The sequence below is a fragment of the Hydrogenophaga bisanensis genome (assembly GCF_042665135.1).
GTDB lineage: Bacteria > Pseudomonadota > Gammaproteobacteria > Burkholderiales > Burkholderiaceae_C > Hydrogenophaga > Hydrogenophaga bisanensis.
The window spans coordinates 1-18,839 of the sequence record NZ_JBHTBX010000003.1; the positions used below are offsets into that span (position 1 = coordinate 1).

General features: G+C 66.8%; 18 protein-coding genes and 1 tRNA gene. 12 read left to right on the forward strand and 7 right to left on the reverse strand.

Annotation, left to right across the window (positions count from 1 at the left end):
* The first annotated feature begins 201 nt into the window (after positions 1-201).
* On the forward strand, positions 202-1,173 hold the full coding sequence (locus ACFQNJ_RS05360; RefSeq protein ID WP_382254633.1) for a porin: 972 nt from the start codon (positions 202-204) through the stop codon (positions 1,171-1,173).
* Between the two features lie 146 nt (positions 1,174-1,319).
* On the opposite strand, the gene ACFQNJ_RS05365 is transcribed toward ACFQNJ_RS05360, so the two are convergent.
* Positions 1,320-3,698, reverse strand: a complete 2,379-nt coding sequence (locus ACFQNJ_RS05365) for a UvrD-helicase domain-containing protein (protein ID WP_382254635.1) — start codon at positions 3,696-3,698, stop codon at positions 1,320-1,322.
* Positions 3,699-3,929: 231 nt separating this feature from the next.
* On the opposite strand from ACFQNJ_RS05365, the gene ACFQNJ_RS05370 reads away from it, so the two are divergent.
* Positions 3,930-4,907: a GMP reductase gene (locus ACFQNJ_RS05370; protein WP_382254638.1), complete on the forward strand. Its 978-nt coding sequence runs from the start codon at positions 3,930-3,932 to the stop codon at positions 4,905-4,907.
* 6 nt (positions 4,908-4,913) lie between these two features.
* Here the strand turns inward: ACFQNJ_RS05370 and ACFQNJ_RS05375 are convergent, their stop codons facing one another.
* Positions 4,914-5,657, reverse strand: a complete 744-nt coding sequence (locus ACFQNJ_RS05375) for a TSUP family transporter (protein ID WP_382254641.1) — start codon at positions 5,655-5,657, stop codon at positions 4,914-4,916.
* Between the two features lie 27 nt (positions 5,658-5,684).
* Positions 5,685-6,569 (reverse strand): alpha/beta hydrolase, encoded by an 885-nt coding sequence (locus ACFQNJ_RS05380; protein WP_382254644.1) that lies wholly within the window; start codon positions 6,567-6,569, stop codon positions 5,685-5,687.
* 74 nt (positions 6,570-6,643) lie between these two features.
* Here ACFQNJ_RS05380 and ACFQNJ_RS05385 point away from each other — a divergent pair, with 74 nt between their 5' ends.
* The 7 genes from ACFQNJ_RS05385 (at position 6,644) to ACFQNJ_RS05415 (ending at position 11,557) form a co-directional block, all read left to right on the forward strand.
* Positions 6,644-7,363, forward strand: coding sequence for a GntR family transcriptional regulator (locus tag ACFQNJ_RS05385; RefSeq protein ID WP_382254647.1), 720 nt, complete (start codon positions 6,644-6,646; stop codon positions 7,361-7,363).
* A 97-nt stretch (positions 7,364-7,460) separates the two neighbouring features.
* On the forward strand, positions 7,461-8,366 hold the full coding sequence (locus ACFQNJ_RS05390; RefSeq protein ID WP_382254649.1) for an NAD(P)-dependent oxidoreductase: 906 nt from the start codon (positions 7,461-7,463) through the stop codon (positions 8,364-8,366).
* 107 nt (positions 8,367-8,473) lie between these two features.
* Complete coding sequence (locus ACFQNJ_RS05395; protein ID WP_382254652.1) at positions 8,474-9,274, forward strand: motility protein A; 801 nt, start codon at positions 8,474-8,476, stop codon at positions 9,272-9,274.
* Positions 9,271-10,128 carry an OmpA/MotB family protein gene (locus ACFQNJ_RS05400; RefSeq protein ID WP_382254655.1) on the forward strand — a complete coding sequence of 286 codons (858 nt, stop codon included), beginning with the start codon at positions 9,271-9,273 and terminating at the stop codon, positions 10,126-10,128. The genes ACFQNJ_RS05395 and ACFQNJ_RS05400 overlap by 4 nt, the downstream gene beginning before the upstream one ends.
* Before the next feature lie 33 nt (positions 10,129-10,161).
* Positions 10,162-10,237, forward strand: a tRNA-Ala gene (locus ACFQNJ_RS05405).
* Positions 10,238-10,244: 7 nt separating this feature from the next.
* Positions 10,245-10,817 (forward strand): TlpA family protein disulfide reductase, encoded by a 573-nt coding sequence (locus ACFQNJ_RS05410; RefSeq protein WP_382254658.1) that lies wholly within the window; start codon positions 10,245-10,247, stop codon positions 10,815-10,817.
* Positions 10,818-10,828: 11 nt separating this feature from the next.
* Entirely contained in the window at positions 10,829-11,557 is a 729-nt protein-coding gene (locus ACFQNJ_RS05415; protein WP_382254661.1) for a tyrosine-protein phosphatase, read from the forward strand.
* 28 nt (positions 11,558-11,585) lie between these two features.
* Here the strand turns inward: ACFQNJ_RS05415 and ACFQNJ_RS05420 are convergent, their stop codons facing one another.
* From ACFQNJ_RS05420 to ACFQNJ_RS05430, 3 genes are all read right to left on the reverse strand, one after another.
* Positions 11,586-12,161 (reverse strand): hypothetical protein, encoded by a 576-nt coding sequence (locus ACFQNJ_RS05420; RefSeq protein WP_382254664.1) that lies wholly within the window; start codon positions 12,159-12,161, stop codon positions 11,586-11,588.
* 98 nt (positions 12,162-12,259) lie between these two features.
* On the reverse strand, positions 12,260-13,273 hold the full coding sequence (locus tag ACFQNJ_RS05425; RefSeq protein ID WP_382254667.1) for an MlaD family protein: 1,014 nt from the start codon (positions 13,271-13,273) through the stop codon (positions 12,260-12,262).
* A 10-nt stretch (positions 13,274-13,283) separates the two neighbouring features.
* A complete protein-coding gene (locus tag ACFQNJ_RS05430) occupies positions 13,284-14,090 on the reverse strand; it encodes an MlaE family ABC transporter permease (protein ID WP_382254669.1) in 807 nt (268 codons plus the stop codon).
* Between the two features lie 143 nt (positions 14,091-14,233).
* Here ACFQNJ_RS05430 and ACFQNJ_RS05435 point away from each other — a divergent pair, with 143 nt between their 5' ends.
* Positions 14,234-15,799 (forward strand): acyl-CoA synthetase, encoded by a 1,566-nt coding sequence (locus ACFQNJ_RS05435; protein WP_382254672.1) that lies wholly within the window; start codon positions 14,234-14,236, stop codon positions 15,797-15,799.
* On the opposite strand, the gene queG is transcribed toward ACFQNJ_RS05435, so the two are convergent.
* Entirely contained in the window at positions 15,784-16,890 is a 1,107-nt protein-coding gene (gene queG, locus ACFQNJ_RS05440; protein ID WP_382254675.1) for a tRNA epoxyqueuosine(34) reductase QueG, read from the reverse strand. The genes ACFQNJ_RS05435 and queG overlap by 16 nt on opposite strands.
* Here queG and tsaE point away from each other — a divergent pair.
* Positions 16,873-17,436 carry a tRNA (adenosine(37)-N6)-threonylcarbamoyltransferase complex ATPase subunit type 1 TsaE gene (tsaE, locus tag ACFQNJ_RS05445; protein WP_382255371.1) on the forward strand — a complete coding sequence of 188 codons (564 nt, stop codon included), beginning with the start codon at positions 16,873-16,875 and terminating at the stop codon, positions 17,434-17,436. The genes queG and tsaE overlap by 18 nt on opposite strands.
* Positions 17,437-17,498: 62 nt before the next feature.
* The gene (locus ACFQNJ_RS05450; protein ID WP_382255374.1) at positions 17,499-18,836 is read left to right on the forward strand and encodes an N-acetylmuramoyl-L-alanine amidase; all 1,338 of its coding nucleotides are present in this window, start codon (positions 17,499-17,501) and stop codon (positions 18,834-18,836) included.
* Positions 18,837-18,839: the final 3 nt, after the last annotated feature.

The window sequence follows — 18,839 nt, forward strand, 5'->3', positions numbered from 1 at the left end:
ACCGCCCGCGTGCCGTCCACGGCTTCTACCCGCCGATCGTCGTCTACCAGGCCATGTTGGACAAGCTCAATCAACCCAATTCCTCAACTCAATAAATCGGTGTTGCACTTGGTGCTTGACTCCGCCATGCAATAGCAACACCTGAAGACGAATCAACCCTTTCAGGAACTACTCAGACATTACCTACGGAGTCTTGATTTCATGAAAAAGAGCATCATCGCCATCGCCGCCCTGGCCGCTGCCGGCGGCGCCCTGGCCCAGTCGAACGTCACCCTGTACGGCCGCGCCGATGTCGGTATCGGCAGCGTCAAGGAAGCTGGCAAGAGCACCAGCAAGATGATCGACAACAACCTGACCACCTCGCGCTGGGGCCTGCGTGGCACCGAAGACCTCGGTGGCGGCCTGAAGGCGAACTTCAAGTTCGAGCAGCGCCTGAACCTGAGCACCGGCGACATCCAGTCGCCTGCTTTCAAGGGCGAAACCAGCCTGGGTCTCTCCGGTGGCTTCGGCGCCGTCACCATGGGCCGCTTCACCACCGTCTATGACGACGTGCGTGCCCTGGCCAACGCCAACAGCGTGTTTGACTCCAACAGCTTCACCCCGGCCAGCGCCGGTGTGTATGGCTCCGGCGGCGACTACAGCAGCCGCTTCGGCAGCCAGATCCGCTATGACCTGCCGGCCATGGGTGGCTTCTACGGCGCCATCGGCTACGCCTTCGAATCCGCCGCCGACAAGGACGACGGCATGACCGCCCTGAAGCTGGGCTACAAGACGGGTGCCCTGAACGTGGCCCTGGGTCTGCAGAACGAAAAGGGCAGCGACAACGACTACCTGGCCCTGTCGGCCAGCTACGACTTCGGCGCCGCCGCCCTGTCCGGCGGCTACAACAGCCGCAAGGGCAGCGATGCCAAGGGCGACGACACCGAGTTCACTGTGGGCGTGAACGTGCCGGTCGGTGCGTTCGACTTCTCGCTGGGCTATGCCTCCAGCAAGACCGAAATCGGTGGCTCCACCAGCGTCAAGTCCAGCGGTCTGGGCCTGGGCGCCACCTACAAGATGTCCAAGCGCACCCGCGCCTACGCTGGCCTGAGCAACGTCGACTTCAAGAACGGTTCGGGCACCAAGACCGGGGATAAGCGCATCTTCGCGCTGGGCCTGCGCCACGACTTCTGATCAGGCACAGCCTGTCTCGAACACGCCGACGCTTCCAGCGGCGTCGGCATCTTTCTCCAAGGTTGCGTCAAAGACTCCGACAGGGTTCGCGCAACTTCTTCATGCCGCCGCGGTTCGCCGTTGGCGGCTTTTTTGCATTCGGCGGATCAGTCGGTCACCGGGGTGAGTTTGGCCACCGACAGCGCCAGCCACTTGACGCCATGGCGCGGAAAGTTGACCTGGGCCCGGGCGTCGGCGCCAGCCCCCTCCACCGCCAGCACCTTGCCCTCGCCGAACTTGGTATGGAACACCTTCATGCCGCTGCGGATGTCGGTGCCTCGATCGGGTTCGGGGGCTGGCGCCGGCGCCTGAGCCCCTGAAAGCCAGCCGGGCGACCAGGCGGGTTGCGCGCCACCTCCATGGGATCCTGCGCGCTGGCCGGACCAGGATGAAGTCATCGGCGCCCCAGCCTTGGGGGTAAGCCATTTGAGGCAGGCCTCGGGCAGTTCGTCAAAGAAGCGGCTGCGCAGGTTGTAGCGGGTCTGCCCGTGCAGCATGCGGGTCTGTGCATGTGTGATGTACAGCCGCTTTCGGGCACGCGTGATCGCCACGTACATCAGGCGCCTCTCTTCCTCCATCCCGTCACGGTCACTCATCGAGTTCTCGTGGGGGAACAGGCCCTCCTCCAGGCCGGTGATGAACACGGCATCGAACTCCAGCCCCTTGGCTGCATGCACGGTCATCAGTTGCACGGCGTCCTGACCCGCCTGGGCCTGGTTGTCGCCGGACTCCAGCGCGGCATGGGTCAGGAAGGCAACCAGCGGGCTGAGGGTTTCGCCGGTTTCTGCATCGGGTGCCAGCGATTCGTTGAGCACCGGGGCATCCGGGTCCAGCCCCTGGCTGACCGGGCTCTGCGTCAAGGGTGCGCCCTGCTCGTCCACCGGCAGTGCAACGGCATCACGCCCAAAGCCCTCCTGCATCACGAAGCTCTCGGCCGCGTTGACGAGTTCCTCCAGGTTTTCCACCCGGTCTTCGCCCTCGCGCTCGGCACGGAAGTGTTCGATCAGGCCGCTCTTGTCCAGCACCAGTTCGATGATCTCGCGCAGCGTCATCGCCTCGGTGCGCTCGCGCATCACGTCCAGCAGCGCCACGAAGTTGCCGATGGCCACCCCCGCGCGGCCGGTCACGCCACTGACCGCATCGTGCAGCGAGCAGCCGCTGACCCTGGCGACGTCCTGCAACTGCTCGATGCTGCGCGCACCGATGCCACGCGGCGGGAAGTTGACCACGCGCAGGAAGCTGGTGTCGTCGTGCGGATTCTCCAGCAGGCGCAGGTAAGCCAGCGCGTGCTTGATTTCGGCCCGCTCGAAAAAGCGCAGGCCGCCGTACACGCGGTAAGGCATGCCGGCGTTGAACAGCGCCGTCTCGATCACCCGGCTTTGCGCGTTGCTTCGGTACAGCACGGCGATCTCGCTGCGCGGCAGGCCATCGCGCTCGAGTTGCTTCATCTCGTCGACCATCCACTGCGCCTCGGCGAAGTCGCTGGCGGCCTCGTACACGCGCACCAGCTCGCCCTCACCCGCATCGGTGCGCAGGTTCTTGCCCAAGCGCCGGCTGTTGTGGCTGATCAGCTCGTTGGCGCTGTTGAGAATGTTGCTGCAGCTGCGGTAGTTCTGCTCCAGCTTGATCTGGTGCCGCACCTGGAACTCGCGCACAAAATCGGCCATGTTGCCCACACGCGCACCACGGAAGGCGTAGATGCTCTGGTCATCGTCACCGACCGCGAACACCGCGTTGCCCGAGGGAGGTAGCCCCTCGATCGGTGGCGAGGAGAACATCTTGATCCAGGCGTATTGAAGGCGGTTGGTGTCCTGGAACTCGTCGATCAGGATGTGTCTGAAGCGGCGCTGGTAGTGCACACGGATCGGGTCGTTGTCGCGCAGCACTTCGTAACTGCGCAGCATCAGCTCGCCGAAGTCCACCACGCCTTCGCGCTGGCACTGCTCTTCATACAACTGGTAGATCTCGACTTTTCGCCGCGTCTCGTCATCGCGCACCACCACGTCGCGCGGACGATGTCCGTCCTCCTTGCAGCCGCTGATGAACCACTGCAGCTGCTTGGGCGGAAAGCGTTCGTCGTCCACGTTGTGCTGTTTGCACAGGCGCTTGATGGCCGACAGCTGGTCCTGTGTGTCCAGGATCTGGAAGGTCTGCGGCAGGCCGGCCACCTGGTAATGGGCGCGCAGGAAGCGGTTGCACAGGCCGTGGAAGGTGCCGATCCACATGCCGCGCACATTGACCGGCAACATGGCCGACAGGCGGGTCATCATCTCCTTAGCCGCCTTGTTGGTGAACGTCACGGCCATGACGCCACCGGGCGAGACCTGCCCGCTTTGCAGCAGCCAGGCGATGCGGGTCGTCAGCACCCGCGTCTTGCCCGAGCCGGCACCGGCCAGGATCAGGGCATGCTCGGGCGGCAGGGTAACCGCGGCGGCCTGCTCGGGGTTGAGACCAGTGAGCAGCGGAGAGGGATCTTCAAACAGCATCGGGGGATTGTAGAAAGACCTGCGGCACCTCCCGAGACCATAAGACTTTCCATATGAACGAGATATGAACCAGAACGGGTTGGCAATCAATGGCCGTTCCGCCTAGAATCAATCACCGGGCCCAAGCAATTGCGCCCGGTTTCTTTTTTCCGGCTCCGGAAAGCAGGCACCGGCCAGTTCCAAGCGCCTTTTCACCAACCCACCCCACCGCGGGGTGACTGAAAGGCCCACATGGAAATCTTCGACTACGACAACATCCTGCTGCTGCCGCGCAAATGCCGCGTGGAAAGCCGCAGCGAGTGCGACCCCTCCATCGAGTTCGGCGGCCGGCGCTTCAAGCTGCCGGTGGTGCCCGCCAACATGAAGACGGTGCTGGACGAGTCCATCAGCGAATGGCTGGCCGCCAACGGCTACTTCTACGTGATGCACCGCTTCGACCTCGACAACGTGGCCTACGCGAAGCGCATGCGCGAGAAGGGCCTGTTCGTCTCGATCAGCTCGGGCGTGAAAGCGCCGGACTACGACGTGATCGATCGCCTGGCCGCCGACGGCGTGGGCGCGGACTACATCACCATCGACATCGCCCACGGCCATGCCGAGAGCGTGCGCCTGATGATCGAGCACATCAAGAAAAAGCTGCCGAAAGCCTTCGTGATCGCCGGCAACGTGGCCACACCCGAGGCCGTGATCGACCTGGAGAACTGGGGCGCGGACGCGACCAAGGTGGGCGTCGGCCCGGGCAAGGTCTGCATCACCAAGCTCAAGACCGGGTTTGGCACAGGCGGCTGGCAGCTCTCGGCGCTCAAGTGGTGCGCGCGCGTGGCCACCAAACCCATCATCGCGGACGGCGGCATCCGCCACCATGGCGACATTGCCAAGAGCGTGCGCTTCGGCGCCACCATGGTGATGATCGGCTCGCTGTTCGCCGGCCACGAGGAATCACCCGGCCAGACGGTCGAGGTCGACGGCAAGCTCTACAAGGAGTACTACGGTTCGGCCAGCGACTTCAACAAGGGTGAGTACAAGCACGTGGAAGGCAAACGCATCCTCGAGCCCATCAAGGGCAAGCTGGCCGACACGCTGCGCGAAATGCAGGAAGACGTGCAGAGCTCGATCAGCTACGCCGGTGGTACGCAGCTGGCCGACCTGAAGAAGGTGAACTACGTGATCCTGGGCGGCGAGAACGCCGGCGAGCACCTGTTCATGTGAGCCCGGTCACAGGATTTGCCGGCCTGCATTGACCAGCAGCATCAGGCCGCTGAGCATGAGCAGGCCCGCAATGGCCCGGCGCAGAAATGCCACCGGCAGGCGCGCCGCGACCGCATGGCCAGCCAGCACCGCCAGCACGCCCATGGGCAGCAGCCAAAGCAAGCGCTGCCACAGCAGCGGGCTGCCCAGCCGGCCATCCACCGCCATCAGCACCAGCACCCCGATCGCCACCACCGTCATGAGAGCCGGTGTGCTGGCCCGCATAGCGGGCGCCGGGATCTGGCGACGGGCCATCCAGGCCAGCACCAGCGGCCCCGCGGTGCCGAACATCACCTGCACCAGACCCACCCCGAGGCCATGGACGTGCCCCATCCAGAACGGCGCAGCGCCACCACCGGTCACGCCCAACCAGGCCCGGCGACCCACCCAGACCACGTAGACCCCCAGGGCCAGCAGGGGCCATGCCCCCGGACTGGCCCGTTGCAGCAGCAACCCCGCCAGCGCCCCCAGCACCATGCCGGGCAGCAACTGCCTGAGCACATCCCAGCGGACCTCGCGCCAGTTCAGGCGACCCATCAGGGCCGAGGCCACCACATCGGTCAGCAGCACCAGAGGGACGACCTCGGACAAGGGCCAGCGCCAGGCCAGCAGGGGAACCATGACCAGCGCCGAGCCAAAGCCGGTGATACCCAGCACCAGATAGCCCAGCGCCACGACCGGCAGCGACCAGGCCAGTTCACCCGGCGCCATGCGCGACTGCCCTGCCTGTATTTGCGCTCACGCCTGGAGCAGGTCCAGGGCCATCCGGTGAAGCCGGTGTGACGGGTCGACCAGCGCTTCGAGCACGCTGAAATGGTTCAGACCCGGCAGCGTTTCGCACACCGGTACCACCGACGACCCCCAGGCTTTCTGCAACAGGGTGTTCTGCCGCAGGAACTCCGCGCTCTCGTCACCACCGGCCACGCACGCGAGGGTGCCGCGCCCAGCGGGGGCCGACGGGGCCGGCCAGCCTGACGGGCTGGCCTTCCGTACCTGGGCCGGTGTCAGCCGCAAGGACTCCTGCAGGAACGGTGTGTGGCGCAGCGGCTCCAGGTCAAACAGGCCAGAGATGGACAGCGCGTTGCGTACCACCGACGCCGGCAGATCGGCATCCCACTGCGGCCAAAGTGCCCCCAGCAGCATGGCCGCCAGATGCCCGCCAGCCGAATGTCCCGCCACCGTGATCCGGTCAGGATCGCCCCCGTGCGTGGCAATGTGGTGCCAGGTCCAGGCCAGTGCGCGCACCATCTGCACCGCGATGTCGGGAATGGTCACGGACGGGCACAGCGCGTAGTTGGGCACCACCACGACAGCCCCTTGTTCGACGAACGGCTTGGCCACGAAAGAATGGTCCGCCTTGTCCAGACTGCGCCAATAACCGCCATGGATGAACACCATCACGGGCGCGAGTCCCGCACCGGCGCGGCGGGGGGGCAGGAACAGGTCCAAGGTCTCGCCCGGCCCGTGGCCGTAGGCCACATCGGTCAACACCCCCGGGGCCCGTCGGGCGTCCGCCGACCATGCCTGCCAGCGGGAGAAATGGATTGCGTGGTCGGGCACCAGCGCACGGTTGTCGTACTGGCTGTCCAGCCAGGCGGGATCAGGCGTACGGGCATGTTTCATGGTCACATTGTGTCATGCAGGATGACAGTCGTGCGGTTTTCGTGTATTCTGTATACAGAGTACCGCATACTGACATGAGCATCCAACTCCTCCGTCTTGAAAGCACGCCCGATCTGGTCGATCAGGTCTACCGTGCCTTGCTCGACGCCATCAGCGAAGGCTCCCTGGCGCCGGGTCGCCGGATCATCCAGGAGGAGCTGGCCGAGCAGCTGGCGGTATCGCGTCAGCCGGTCCTGCAGGCCCTGCGACTGCTCAAGAAGGACGGCTTCGTTCAGGACGCACCGGGCCGCGGGCTGCAGGTGTCGCTGCTTGAGCCGCGCCACATTTCGCAGGTGTACGAGGTGCGCAGCGCACTGGACACCCTGGCTGCGCGCCTGGCCGCCCAACAGAAAGCGCCTCTGGACCCGGCCCTGTTCATTGCGGGCCGGGGCGCGGTGGCCCGCGGCGACGTCAAGGCCATGATCGACGCCGATCTTGCCTTTCATGGCGCCATCTACCGTGCGGCCGGCAACCCGCTGATCGAGCAAAGCGCCTCGCTGCACTGGCACCACATCCGCCGAGCCATGGGTCTGGCGCTGAGGGAAGCCAGCCTGCGGGAATCGGTCTGGGACGAGCACCAGGCCATTGCAGAGGCCATTGCGGCCGGTCAGGCCGACCGGGCCGAGCGCCTCATGCGCCAGCATTGCGGCAAAGCCAGCGCCTACATGGTGGCCCTGCTGGCGGCGTCTCCGTCGGGCGCCTCCGGCGCTTCATCCGTCGCTGCCCGGCGCAAGATCAACTCCGTGGTTCGCTGAACCACTTTCGGTGGGTCCTGGTCATCGCCAGGGCCCACCTTTTTTCTTGGGCGCGTCGCCCTAGAATCCACCCGGATACTCCCCTCAGCTTTCTTTCATGTCCATCGCTTCCAACTCACCTTCCGCTGACCCCATCCATGTGGCCGTTCTGGGCATTGGCATGATGGGCCTGCCCATGGGTCGGCGCCTGTGCGAGGCCGGCCTGACCGTCTCGGTCTGGAACCGCTCCCGCAGCAAGGCCGAACGCCTTCAGCCATTCGGTGCCCGGGTGGCCGACAAGCCTGGCGAGGCGGTGGCCCACGCCGACATCGTGGTCTGCCTGCTGCAGGACGGCCATGCGGTCGGCGATGTGCTGTTCGAACAAGGCGCCGCCGCCGCCATGCGACCGGGCACCCTGGTGATCGACATGTCGTCCATCCTGCCGAGCCAGGCCCGCGAGCACGCTGCCCGGCTGGGCGCCATGGGTATTCAGCACCTGGATGCGCCGGTGTCGGGCGGCACCGTGGGGGCCGAGCAAGGCACCCTGGCCATCATGGTGGGCGGCAAGCCGGCCGATCTCGCCCGTGCGCAACCGGTCTTCGAGATTTTTGGCCGGGCCACCCACGTCGGCCCGCATGGTGCCGGTCAGCTGGCCAAACTGGCCAACCAGATGATTGTCGGCATCACCATCGGCGCGGTGGCGGAAGCCCTGCTGCTCTGCGAGAAGGGCGGCGCCGACATGGCCAAGGTGCGTCAGGCCATCACCGGCGGTTTTGCCGACAGCCGCATCCTGCAGGTGCACGGGCAGCGGATGGTCGAGCGTGACTTCACGAAGCGGGGCGCCATTGACGTCCAGCTCAAGGACATGCGCAATGCGCTGACCACGGCCCGCGAAATCGGCTTCGAGGCGCCCATCACCGGGCTGTTTGAAACCCTGTACGCCCAGGCCTCCGGGCACGGGCTGGGCGACCTGGACCATTCGGCCCTGTTCGTGGAGCTGGCCAGCCGAAACGGCATGAGCTGAGGGCCTTCACCCGAACAGGCGGGGCTTGACCCCGCTCATCCGGGTTTCAGTTCCGGGCCTGATTGCCGACAATGCCCATCAGTTGCATTGCGTCCGGAGGTCCCTGATTGAACCCCTCTACCCTGGTTGGCGTGGGTGCCAGCGTGCTGCTCATGGCAGTCATTCTGGTGTTCGGCACCGACAAGCCCACCCAGTTCATCGACCTGCCCAGCGTGGCCATTGTCTTCGGCGGTACGCTGGCGGCCACCTTCCTGAGCTACCCGATGCGCGAGCTCCGGCGTCTGGCGACGCTGGTGCGCTCGGTGTTCCACGAGGACCAGCTCGACACACGCCATGACATCGAGGAACTGGTGGGCATGGCCAAGCTGTGGATGCGGGGCGACCTGCAGGCGGTCGAGCGCGCGCTGGCCAACGTGGGCAACCCCTTCCTGCGCACCGGGGTGCAACTGGTCATCGACCGGACGCCCGAGAACGAGATCATCGACCTGCTGCAATGGCGCATTGCCCACATGCGCAGCCGCGAGATGGCCGAAGCGCAGATCTTTCGTACCATGGCCAGCTACGCCCCAGCCTTCGGCATGCTGGGCACCCTGCTGGGCCTGATCAACCTGATGGATCTGGTGGGCGCGGGCGACATGAAGGCCATCGGTTCACAACTGGCCATTGCCCTGATCACGACCTTTTACGGCGTGCTGGCCGCCAACCTCATCTTCAAGCCGATCGCCGTCAAGCTGGAGCGCCGCACCGAAGAGCGCCTGATCGTCATGAACATGGTGCTCGAAGGCATCTCGCTGATGTGCGCCGGCCGCAGCCCCTCGCTCATGCGCGAAACCCTGCGCGCCTTCGTGGCAAGGCATGAGAACGAGATCTACGACGGCAACGGCCGCACCGCCAAGGGCCGCGCATGAACACGCAGGTGACCACCAGCGACGAACAGGACGACCCTGCCTTTGCCGAACTGGCCGCCGGCTATGTGCCCCCGCCACCGGCGCGCGCCATCAGCAACCGCTACAGCCGCTGGCATGTGGAGACCCGGCAGGAAGCCGAGGAGGAAGGCTGGCTGCTGACCTATCTGGACGTCATCACCCTGATCCTGGTCATGGTCGTGGTGATGCTGGCGTTTGCAGGGCCGCCGGGGGGCAGTCCACAGATGTCCGCCGAGACCGTACCGGAGAAGACCCCGACCCACCCGTCCAGCGCGGACCTGAAGGCGAGCGAATCCGGACCGCAGGTGGCCTCGGCCACCGAGCCTCCCCCGCAGTCGGGCACCATCGTGCCGCCCTTGCCACTGCCTATCCCGAACACCGAGCCCCCGCGTCACCCGATCTCGGCCGGCATGGCCAAGTTGAGCCAGGATGTGGAGGTGATTCCCCAGGAAGATGCCGTCCGCTTCCGCATGGACAGCGAACTGATGTTCGCCTCGGGTGATGCCACGCTGTCAGCGGCTGGTAAGGCCATGCTGGACCAGCTGGTGCCCGTGATCAACGAGCAACCCGACTACCGCCTGATCGTGGAAGGACACACCGACAGCGTGCCGATCCGCACCGAGCGCTTCCCCTCCAACTGGGAACTGTCGACCGCCCGCGCGGCCTCCGTGGCCCGCCACCTGAGCGAACAGGGCGTGGCGCCCCAGCGCCTGCAGGCCACCGGCTACGCCGACATGCGCCCCTTGGGCGCCAAGCTCAACCCGGTGGACCAGGTGCGAAACCGGCGGGTCGAACTGGTCATGGAGCGACCCAAAACCGCAGCCACGACACGCTGAGCCGGCCGGAATTTGGTACGATTTCTGAATTGTGGGGACGTAGCTCAGCTGGGAGAGCGTCGCGTTCGCAATGCGAAGGTCGGGAGTTCGATCCTCCTCGTCTCCACCACACCGTCATGAACTCACCCGACACCGGTTCTGATTCCTTGCCAAGCCGTCGAACGGCCTTGGGGTGGCTGGGTGCCGGCTGTCTTGCCGGTTCCTTCGCGCCGGCGCGTTCCCAACCTGTCTCGGCCGCCGCCGAGGAGGCCAAAGCCCCCGCCCTGCCCGCCATCGGTTCGCTGATGACCGTTCCGGCCATCGATCTGCTGCGCAACGCAGGCCGGTTCGATCCGGCCGCAGCGCAAGGCAAGCCCTTGCTGATCTACTGGTGGTCCAGCACCTGTCCCTTCTGCGCGCTGCAGAGCCCCAGCATGGAGAAGCTATGGCAGTCGCAGAAAGGTGGTCACTGGCAGATGCTGGCGTTGTCGATCGACCGCAAAACCGAAGACGCCGAGACCTATCTGCGTGCCAGGGGCTACAGCTTTCCCGCCGCCTGGGCCAGCCCGGCCTGGCGTACCCGGTTCCCCAAGCCCAAGGGACTGCCGATCACGCTGGTGATCGGCCGGGACGGCAAGGTGCTTCTGGCCGAGAAAGGCCAGATGTTCGATGAGGATGTCCAGGCGATGGCCGGGCTGTTGACCGCATGACGCCAGAGGCCATGCCTGACACACGGCTGCAGGGTGCCTCCAACTTCCGGGATCTGGGCGGCCTGCGCAACCGCCATGGTCAGCGCTTGCGCCACGGCATGGTGTTCCGCTCGGACCATCTGGCCAACCTCTCTGCCGACGACCAGGCGGCTCTGCGCCAGATGGGCGTGACGCACAGCATGGACCTTCGGGGTGTCCAGGAACATGCGGCACGTCCGTATGCCATCGACGGGGTGCGTCATGTGCCCTTGCCGATCGAACCGACGGTGGTCCGGCGGGTCGAGGCGCTGCTGCGCCGGGGCACGATCCCGACCGAGTCCGAGACCGTGGCCCTGATGTGCGAGACCTATCAGGATTTCGTGCGCCACCACGGCCCCACCTTCGGCACCCTGTTGCGCCATCTGATCGAGCAACCCACGCCGCAGGTGTTCCACTGCACCGCAGGCAAGGACCGCACCGGCATGGCGGCGGCCCTGCTGCTGGGCGCGCTGGACGTGGACCGGGACACGGTGATGGAAGATTACCTGCTGACCAACCAGCGTTACCGCCGTGACGCGGCCTGGGAGGGACAAGGGCCGGAACACGTGATGGCCATCCTGTGGCAGGTGCAGGAAGCGTTCCTGAACAGCGCCTTCGAGACCATCGACCACCACTTCGGCGGCTTGGACGCTTACCTTGAAGGCCCGGTCGGCCTGCACCGCATGCAGCGGGAGGCGCTGCGGCAGCGGCTTCTGGCCTGACACCGGCAGCTGCCTGGGGCCGAGGGGATCAGCGGCCGGCGTCCTGGCCCACGATATCGATGCGGCGTTGCAGCCGCGCCACCTCATCCGCTGCGCCGGCGACGCGCGCACGCTCCTGATCCACCCGCAACCAGGCCAGCAAGGGGCGCCGCCAGCCTTGCGCCGAAGCCGTGTCGATGGCCTGAGCGATGACCTGGGGATCGGCCCTGCCCTGCCGGAACAGCACACCGGCGGCAATCAGGCGACTTTGCGGATCCTCGATGCGCGCCAGTGCAGAACCTCCCGATGCCGGTCCGACCATGTCGCGGTGCGCCACGGGCAGCAGGGCACCGTCGGTGGCCAAGGCCTGACCCCGGAGGTAGCGCGCGTAGGCCTGCTCCTGCGGGCCACCGTCCCGTTGGGCCTCCTCGGCCGTGGGGCAAGGCATGTCCTCCAGGGTGGCCACGCGCGCAGCGCACCGCAGCAGGGCCAGCCTGAGCACCAGCGCCGGCTGGCCCGTGCGTGACAGCTCACCCAGGGCGCGGCGGTACTCGGCGTCCTCGATGCGCACGTTGCCCTCCAGCCAGGCCAGAGCGGCCCGGTCCGCCGAGCTGCGGGCATTCATCTGCCAGTCCGGTGCGCGCGGCCCGGCACAAGCGGCCAGTACCGTGGTGAGGGCCAGCCCGAGACAAACTCGCAGCGCCCGTGGGGATGAGAAGGCTTTCACTTGAGTTCGATCTCCGAAGGACGGGAGAAGGGCCAGCGGCGGTTGATGTCGTTGATCAGGGCATCGACCTTGCGCAGGCTGGCCTCCACGTCGGCGCGCAGCACACCCAGGTCGACCGTGGCCGCCCGGGTGTTGGCGGCCACGCCCTGGGCTTCCACCAGCACGGCATCCACCTTTTGCAAAGTGCCCCTGGCCTCACCCAGCAGCCCGTTGATCTGCTGGACCGCCGCCCTCAGGTCCGGCACCAGGGCGCCCTGCCCTTCGGGCGCGCCCTGACCGAACACCTGCCGGTCGGCATTGGCCACCAGGCTGTCCAGGCGCGCTGCCAGGGTATCGGCCCGGGCCAGCACGGTGTTCGCGCGCTCGATGGTCGCGACCACCCGGGCCGCATCGGCCTCGTTGCCCATCAGAACACCCAAGCCTCCTTGCGGCCCCTTGAGCTTGCCAGTGACATCCTGAACATTGGTCAGCGTGCGGGCCAGCGCGGCATCCGACTGGGTCAGCGCCGTCAGGTTCGCCAGCAGGTCGCGCACGGACGCCACCAGCTTGGGAATCTCGGCCGCCGCATCGCCCCGCAACACCTGACGCTCGGCACCGGCAGGCAGCGGCGGATCGGTGAGCACGCCACTGTAGGCACGGATCTTCGTGCCCCCCACCAGCGCCTTCTCCATCGTGAACACGCTGGTCGTGCGCAGCCACTTCGCATCCTTGACCGGCACATCCACCAGGATGCGGACATTGCCGTCGTCGGCCAGTTCGATGCGCGAGACCCGTCCGATGGAGAAACCTGCGAAGGTCATGTCCATGCCGACCACCACGCCCTCGGAGTCGTCGGCAATCAGCACCAGACGCTGCGTGCGCTCGAACATGCCGCGCGCGTGCATCACATAGAGCGCTGAACCGACCACCAGCGCCACCATCAGCATCAGCAGCATGGCGGCCTTGAATTCGAGGTGGCGTACCGGCTCGGGCGAGTCGTTGGCGCGATGGGTGGAAGGTTCAGGAGTCATCAGGGATCGATCAGTAGTAGTTGCCCAGCAGCGAGATCACTTCCAGCAGCAGGATCACCGACAGCAGGCGGGCAAACTCGGTGATGTCGCTGCGGCGCGAATATCCGCCGACCGAATCACGCTGGGCGCCGGATGCCATGGGGACAAACGCCACCGCCAGGGCAAAAAACAGGGTCTTGAGGCCAAAGATCAGGGTGACGGCGGGAGAGAACACCCCGCCGACAGCGCGCGTGTAGGCCGGCAGCCCCCAGGGCGACAGCCCGTACACATTGAGATAAGTCAGGACCAGGGCAATTACGCAACTGAGCGCAGCCAGCAGCAGCACCGAGAACGCACTGCCCAGCGCGCGGGGCAGTAATTCGCGCCTGAGCAGATCCTGATGGGCAGGCACCTGCCCTTCGCGGGCCCACAGCGCCAGCTGCCGGCGCATCTGCTGGGCCGCGGGCATGCTGAAGCGCACCGCCACGAAGAGCGCCGCATACAAAGGAATCAGCTCCAGCACCAGGGTGCGCACCAGCACCTCCAGCGCGTACTGCGACAGGCCGTAGCTCATGGCGGTGGCCACAACGATGCGGATGAGCACCAGACTGATCAGCGCCGACAGCACCAGAAACCAGGTCAGCAGCGGCGCGGTGGCGCGGTACAGGCTGCCCAGAATGGCCTGCCGCTGGTCAGCGCCGGCGTAGCTCGAGGGGTGCAGGGCCAAGACCACCACCTCGGCCCCCATGAGCATTACCTGCCACCAGGCCTGCACGGTGGACAGTGTCCGGCGGCCCCAGCGGGCCAGCGTGTTGTGCAGGAGGGCGACCGGGTTCATGGCGGGATCATAGCGGCGCGACACGAAGGCGACAGGCAACCGGTGCGGGGTGGTGAAAACGCCCATGCAAAAGTGCGCGGCTTGCGTAAGGATGCGCAACACCATTCGCCAGTTCCGCCCTTTGCTGTAACAGGAGTTTTCGCATGACCGCCGCCCTCGACCCCGCCGTGCGCCGCCAGACCATTGCCGATGCCCTGCACCGCACGGCCTGCCGGCTGCCGGCCAAGACCGCGATCGTCTGCGGCACCACCGAATGGACCTACGCCGAGTTTGATGCCTTGGTCTCACGCCTGGCCGCGGGCCTGAACCGCATCGGCGTGGGCGCAGGCGACAAGGTCGCCGTGCTGGCGCGCAACTCCCACGGCTTTGCGGCCCTGCGCTTTGCGCTGGCCCGCCGAGGCGCGGTCCTGGTGCCGATCAATTTCATGCTCAAGGCCGACGAGGTGGCCTACATCCTGCGCCATGCCGGCGCCCGCACCATGGCCACCGACAGCGGCCTGGCCGCACTGGCCCGCGACGCGGCGGCGCTGGACACCCAGGTGCAGCAGTTCATCTGGCTGCCGTCCGAAGACCCCACCGAGCCCGTCGAGGGTATGCACCGCTTCGACGACCTGGCGACCTGTGGCGACCCGCTGCCCACGGTGCATGTGCAGAGCGGTGATCTGGCCCAGATCGTCTACACCAGCGGCACCGAATCCATGCCCAAGGGCGCCATGCTCACGCACGATGCGGTGCTGTGGCAGTACGTCAGCTGCGTGATCAATGCCGAGATCGCCGAGCAGGACCGCACCCTGCACGCCCTCCCGCTGTACCACTGCGCCCAGCTGGATGTGTTCTTCGGGCCGGCCATCTACATCGGCAGCAGCAACGTGATCACCGGCAAGCCGACGCCGGACCACCTGCTGGCGCTGCTGGAGCAGCACCAGATCACCAGCTTTTTCGCGCCGCCCACGGTCTGGATCGCGCTGCTGCGCTCGCCCCTGTTCGACGCAGGCAAGCTGGCTCACCTGGCCAAGGGCTATTACGGCGCCTCGATCATGCCGGTGGAGGTGCTCAAGGAGCTGGCCGCGCGCCTGCCCCGGGTGCGGCTGTGGAACCTGTACGGGCAGACCGAGATTGCGCCGCTGGCCACCATGCTGGCCCCCGAAGACCAGCTGCGCAAACCGGGTTCGTGCGGCAAGGCAGTGCTCAACGTCGAAACGCGCGTGGTCAACGACGACATGCAGGACGTGGCACCCGGCGAGGTGGGCGAGATCGTGCACCGATCACCCCACCTGATGCTGGGCTACTTCAACGACCCCGAGCGGACCGCTGCCGCCTTCGCCGGTGGCTGGTTCCACAGCGGCGACCTGGCCACCATCGACGAGGAAGGCTACATCAGCGTGGTCGACCGCAAGAAGGACATGATCAAGACCGGCGGCGAAAACGTGGCCAGCCGCGAGGTAGAGGAAATGATCTACCGCCTGCCCGCCGTCAGCGAGGTGGCCGTCATCGGCCTGCCCGACCCGAAGTGGATCGAGGCAGTCACTGCCGTCATCGTGGTCAAGGCTGGCCAGACCTTGACCGAGGCCGAGGTGATCGGCCACTGCCAGGCGCACATGGCGCACTTCAAGGCACCGAAGCGGGTGGTCTTCACCGAGGCGCTGCCCAAGAACCCCAGCGGCAAGCTGCTCAAGCGCGAGCTGCGGCAGCGCTACGCGGTGGCCTGAGGGCCACCCTGACCGGGCACCTGGGCCAGGGCCCAGGCCACGTGTTCGCGCACGTTGGTGTCCGGGTGTTCGCGCCGCTGTTGCAGTGCCACCCGGATGCCGGAATCCTCCCGCTGCCGCAGCGCATTGCCCATCGCCACCGCGATGTTGCGCAGCCACCGCACATGCCCAATGCGGCGGATCGGGCTGCCTTCGGTGCGGCGCAGAAATTCCTCTTCGCTCCAGCCCAACAGCTCGACCAGCGTGGCGCCGGTCAGGCCGTCGCGCGGGTCGAAGTCGGGCAGCGGGCTGCGGCGGGCAAACTTGTTCCAGGGGCAGACGAGCTGGCAGTCGTCGCAGCCGTAGATGCGGTTGCCGATCAGCGGCCGCAGTTCCAGCGGGATCGGGCCATCGTGTTCGATGGTGAGATACGAGATGCAACGGCGCGCATCCAGTCGGTGCGGCGCCACGATGGCGCGGGTCGGGCAGGCGTCGATGCAGGCGCTGCAGGCACCGCAGTGGTCGGTGACCGGTTCGGTGGGCGGCAGCGCCAGATCGACGTAGATCTCGCCCAGGAAGAACATGGAACCGCCCTCGCGACTGAGGATGAGGGTGTGCTTGCCGCGCCAGCCCTGGCCGCTGCGGCGGGCCAGTTCGGCCTCCAGCACCGGCGCAGAGTCGGTGAACACCCGGTGACCGAGCGGACCCACTTCGGCGGCCAGCCGGTCGGCCAGTTTCTGCAGGCGGTTGCGCAGCACCTTGTGGTAATCCCGCCCACGGGCATAAACCGAGACGATGGCTTCGCCGGGCCGCTGCAGGCGTGAGAGTTCCTGCGCGGTCCAGTCCGGCGGGGTGCCTTGGGGCAGGTAGTTCATGCGCGCGGTGATGACGCTGACGGTGCCCGGCACCAGTTCGGCCGGCCGGGCGCGCTTGAGACCGTGTGAGGCCATGTAGGCCATGGAGCCATGGAAACCGGCGTCCAGCCAGGCGCGCAGGCCCGCCTCGGCGCTGCCAAGGTCGACACCGGCCACGCCGATTTGGGAGAATGCGAGCTCTCGGCCCCAGTCCTGCAGTTGGCGGACCAGCCGGGCCCCATCGAATCCGGATTGCATGTGACACACATTGTAGGAACGCCCGACCCCGACGGTGCCGATGCCTGGTCGGCCCGATGGTCGTCCGAGGACGACACCCAGGCCTTTGCCGCCCGCCTGGCGGCCTGCCCGGCCATCGCGCACGCCACCCTGGCGTTGCACGGCAACCTGGGCGCCGGCAAGACCACCTTCGTGCGCCACCTGCTGCGCGCGCTGGGGGTGCGCGGGCGCATCAAGAGCCCCACCTACGCGGTGGTGGAACCGCACAGCGCCATCGACTGCCCGGTGATGCCGGCCGGCGAGCCACTGTCGATCTGGCACTTCGATTTCTACCGTTTCAACGATCCGCGCGAGTGGGAAGACGCGGGATTCCGTGAACTCCTGGCCAGCGCGGGACTCAAGCTGGTGGAATGGCCTGAGAAAGCCGCCGGACTGTTGCCCGGCATTGATGCCGACATCCACATCGACCCTGACGTGAACCCCTTGTCCGATGAATCGGTGCGCGACGTGCGCATGGTGGCCCGCAGCCTGACCGGACAGCGCCTGCTGGAGGCCGTCCGCTCGTGAGCCACACCGATCCCGTGATCCGACGCCGCGGCCTGCTGGGTGCCGGCGTGCTGGTGCTGCTGATGGGGCCAGCCCAACTGGCCTGGGGCGCGCGCGTGGTGGCCGTGCGGCTGTGGCCGGCCGAGGACTACACCCGCGTCACCATCGAATCGGACGCTTACCTGGAAGTCCGGCGCACCGCCATGCGCTCACCCACGCAGCTGACGGTGGAAATCGCAGGCACCGAGCTGTACGCCAGCCTGCATGAGCTGGTGGGGCAACTCAAGTCGGACGACCCCAACATCGCGGGCATCCGCGTGGTCCAGGGTGGCCAGGGCAGCATCACGCTGACCATCGACCTCAAACAGGCCATCGAACCGCAGGTCTTCCACCTGCAGCCGGTGGCTGCCTACCAGCACCGGCTGGTGCTGGATCTGTACCCGCGCCAGGCACCCGATCCGCTGGACCAGCTGATCCGCGAGCGCCTGAAGGAACTGGACGAATCCAGTGCCCGTGCAGCGCGCCTGCTCGGACTGGAGCCTGCGCCCCAGCACAGCAGCCTGCCGGCCGACGATCCGATCGGTGCGCTGATTGCCCAGCGCGAGAAGGAGCCCGCCGAACCGCCCACCAGGCCCGTCACGCCGCCGGCCGCGACCGCCAAGGCGCCCGCGCCCACGCCCCCCAAGACGACGTCCACCGAACGGCTGATCATCGTTGCCATCGACCCCGGTCATGGCGGTGAAGACCCGGGTGCCATCGGCCCCGGCGGCACGCAGGAAAAAGATGTGGTGCTGCAGATTGCCCACAAGCTGCGGGACCGCATCAACGCGACGCGGGTGGCGGGCAACCCCATGCGCGCCTACCTGACGCGGGATGCCGACTTCTTCGTGCCGTTGCAGAAACGGGTGCAGAAGGCACAACGCGTTCGTGCCGACCTGTTCATCAGCGTGCACGCGGATGCCTTCTACACCCCCCGACCCCAGGGCGCGAGCATCTACGCCCTGAGTACCAAGGGTGCCAGCAGCGCCGCCGCGCGCTGGATCGCCGACAAGGAAAACGCGGCGGATCTGGTGGGCGGGCTGAATGTCCGCACCAAGGACGCCACGGTGCAGCGCGCCCTGCTGGACATGAGCACCACCGCCCAGATCAACGACAGCCTCAAGCTGGGCAGCGCCATGCTGGGCGAGGTGGGCCGGGTGGGCAAGCTGCACAAACCCCGGGTGGAACAGGCCGGCTTTGCGGTGCTCAAGGCGCCCGACATTCCCAGCGTGCTGGTGGAAACGGCCTTCATCAGCAACCCGGACGAAGAGGCGCGCCTGCGCAGCCAGGCCTATCAGGACCAGCTGGCCGACGCCCTGCTGCGGGGCATCGTGCGCTACTTCAGCGCCAACCCGCCGCTGGCCCGCAACCGCCAGGCCTGAGGC